We start from the raw sequence: 2,757 nt of genomic DNA on the forward strand, positions 1-2,757 counted from the left end.
GAATTACGAAAGCAGTTGCAAACTGCTTAATCCACAAGCATTTCGGCTTTTCTTAGTGCCATTCGACTCAGTAACCCATCAACTCTGGGAACTGCTGATGCAGCCACTCATCCACCACCTCAAACCTCAAACCTTCCACCAAGCTATCCTCATCCCCACAGGATATTTAAGTCTCATTCCTCTCCATGCTGCCTGGGGTGAAGACGAGACCAATCCTACCGGACGCCGCTACGCCCTCGACGATATCCACTTCACCTACGCCCCCAACGCCAAATCCCTCACCGCAGCAAAGTCGATTGCTGATCGAATCCGGACAGATTCGATCTTGGCGATCGACGACCCCTGTCAATATCTGTCTAACTCTGAGCGAGAAGTTAGTGCGGCGATCGCAAATTTCCCCAAAAGCACAGTCCTCAAACATGAAAAAGCGACAATAGAAACGGTGCGATCACAACTTTCAGAAGCCGCGATCGCCCACTTCTCCTGCCACGGCACCGCCAACCTCAACGAACCCCTCACCAGCGGACTCGCCATGAGCGATGGACTCCTCACCCTCAAAGATATCTTCGCCCTAAATCTGGTAGAAAGCGGTGGTCTCCGCCTCGCCATTCTCTCCGCCTGCGAAACCGGACTTCAAGGTATCAAAAACGCTGACGAAGCCATCAGCCTGCCTACTGGGCTGCTCCAAGCCGGAGTTGCCGCCGTCATTGCCTCACTCTGGTCAGTCTCTGACCTAAGCACCATGATGTTGTTGGTACGGTTCTATGACTATTGGCGAAACGAAAATCTGGAACCCGCCGCTGCTCTTCGTCAGGCTCAACAATGGGTCAGAGACACCACAAATGAGCAAAAGTACGATTACCTCAAGGATGCTTTTCAGAAACTCGTTAATACTCAGCAAATTTCAGCCCAGGAAGTCGATGGTCTACTGCGAGAATTTATGCTCCGTTACACCTTCCCTGATGGGCCTCAAGGTAAGAGTTTTGCCCATCCCTTCCACTGGGCAGCATTTAGCTATACAGGGCATTGAGCCAGGATGCGTGTAAGTGCGATTTGTTCTGGAGAAACCCATTATTCTGGGGGGATTCCTAGGGCGAACGCATCTAAGGGACTTCCAAAGAATAAATTATTCCAAGAAAAACAAGAGACAGGATTTTTCAAGAATGATAATCATTTTAAGGGGGGAAAAAAGGGGTTGCCCTCGGCAACCCCTTTTCTCCCCTTGATCTATGCATGAAGAATCTATACACTTGTGGTCTGCTTTGAAGTTAAACAGTGTAAAATTAGTATGTTTTGTAGCTAAATAAATACTGTTATTAAAATCAAATAACTTTTGTTTTACTACAATAAATATCAATAAACCAATTACCTAAATTTGGGAAAACTTCATGAGTAGAATCGGTTAGCCGCTCAATCTGTTTTTCAATTTGAGCCATAGCTTTTTTTGTAAGCTTTACCCCATTTTCATAAGTTTTGTGTACTAGCTTAACTACTGGATGTTTCCCTTTCCATTTCATAGTACTAGCAAACTTTAAAGCCGTCTCCACTTCATCTAAAATGCTGCCATTCCAATGATTCTCTAGTATTGCCCATGTTCTTTCTATCGGATTATATTTACTATGATAGGGCGGATAGTAAGCTAAACGTATATTTACTTGATGTTTTTGGGCAAATTCTACTATACGTTTCATAAATTGGGTACGCCGTGAACTGTTCTGTGGCCCATTATCTTGATTGAGAAGCAGGGTTTGAATATCGGAAAAACGATGCTTTTGTTCTAACCAAAAATCCTCTAAAATATCAACAATAAAATCGCTTGTAACTTTCGATTCTGTAAAGTATAAAAATAGCTCATCAAGCTCTGGAAGGAATATACCATAAGGAGTTACAGTTGTTTTTGGATTATAATCATGGTCATCAGCTTTCGCTCCATCCCTGCTTTTACCCCCTCGATCAAATGAGCCAATCTTAACGCGGGCTTTTCCGTCCATACTGAGACGTAAAACACTCTTATCTTCCGAAGCGTCTTTGTTTACTATGTCTAATTGCTCGAAGATTGCATCAGTTTGTGGGATTTTTTTTGAGGTTGAACTTTCTTTACTCTTTTTAGCTTGTAACCTAAATTATTTAATTTGACTCGGATTGTTTCTGACGTATGTAACTTTTCATCGCTATAACCATACTTTTCTATTAGTTGCTTTCTGACTTCGGCAGCACTGAGTCTGGTATATAGTCTTTGACTTTTAAAACTAGGGTCAGTTTGGCTTTGGGAATCTACTATATTTTTTATATCTGCTAAAAGACTTGGCAAATGTTCTTCTGCTTTATAACGTCCTTTTGCACTCATGTTATCAATGCAGGTAATACCGCTTTTTAATTCTCTCGTTCCTTTCCGAATCGTATCTCGATTCCATCCTAATTTTGATTGTGCAAGTCTTTGCCCTCCTAAACCTAAGCCGTGAACTGTCTGTGCCATAAATTTACGCTTTGCTGCACCTTTTGATTGAGATGCAGTTTCAATTAACAGCTTTTTGAGAGAATCAGTTAATACTATAGCCACCAGTTACCACACTCAAAAACAAGCGTCATTATTTAAATTACTACAAAAGGGGGGTAAAGGGGCTGCCGTCGGCAGCCCCTTTACCCCCCTTTAAAATGATTATCATTATTGTCGATGGAATAGTTTATTTTATGGAAGTCCCCTATACGTTTCATAAATTGGGTACGCCGTGAACTGTTCTGTGGCCCATTATCTTG

The 2,757-nt window shown here is 42.5% G+C and carries 2 protein-coding genes; one reads left to right on the plus strand and one right to left on the minus strand.

Annotated elements, in window-relative coordinates; all coding sequences use genetic code 11:
* Window positions 1-1,030: CHAT domain-containing protein (locus HWQ39_RS00435; protein ID WP_292840019.1), on the plus strand; the 1,030-nt coding region annotated here is incomplete at its 5' end.
* 292 nt (window positions 1,031-1,322) lie between these two features.
* On the opposite strand, the gene HWQ39_RS00440 is transcribed toward HWQ39_RS00435, so the two are convergent.
* Window positions 1,323-2,554, minus strand: a protein-coding gene (locus HWQ39_RS00440; protein WP_292840022.1) for an ISAzo13 family transposase whose coding sequence is annotated in 2 segments (ribosomal slippage) — window positions 1,323-2,074 and window positions 2,074-2,554 — 1,233 coding nt in all. Because the reading frame shifts where the segments join, the coding sequence is not laid out codon by codon here.
* Window positions 2,555-2,757 lie beyond the last annotated feature (203 nt).

This window comes from Nostoc sp. NMS8 (genome assembly GCF_017115045.1).
Classification (GTDB): Bacteria; Cyanobacteriota; Cyanobacteriia; order Cyanobacteriales; family Nostocaceae; genus Nostoc.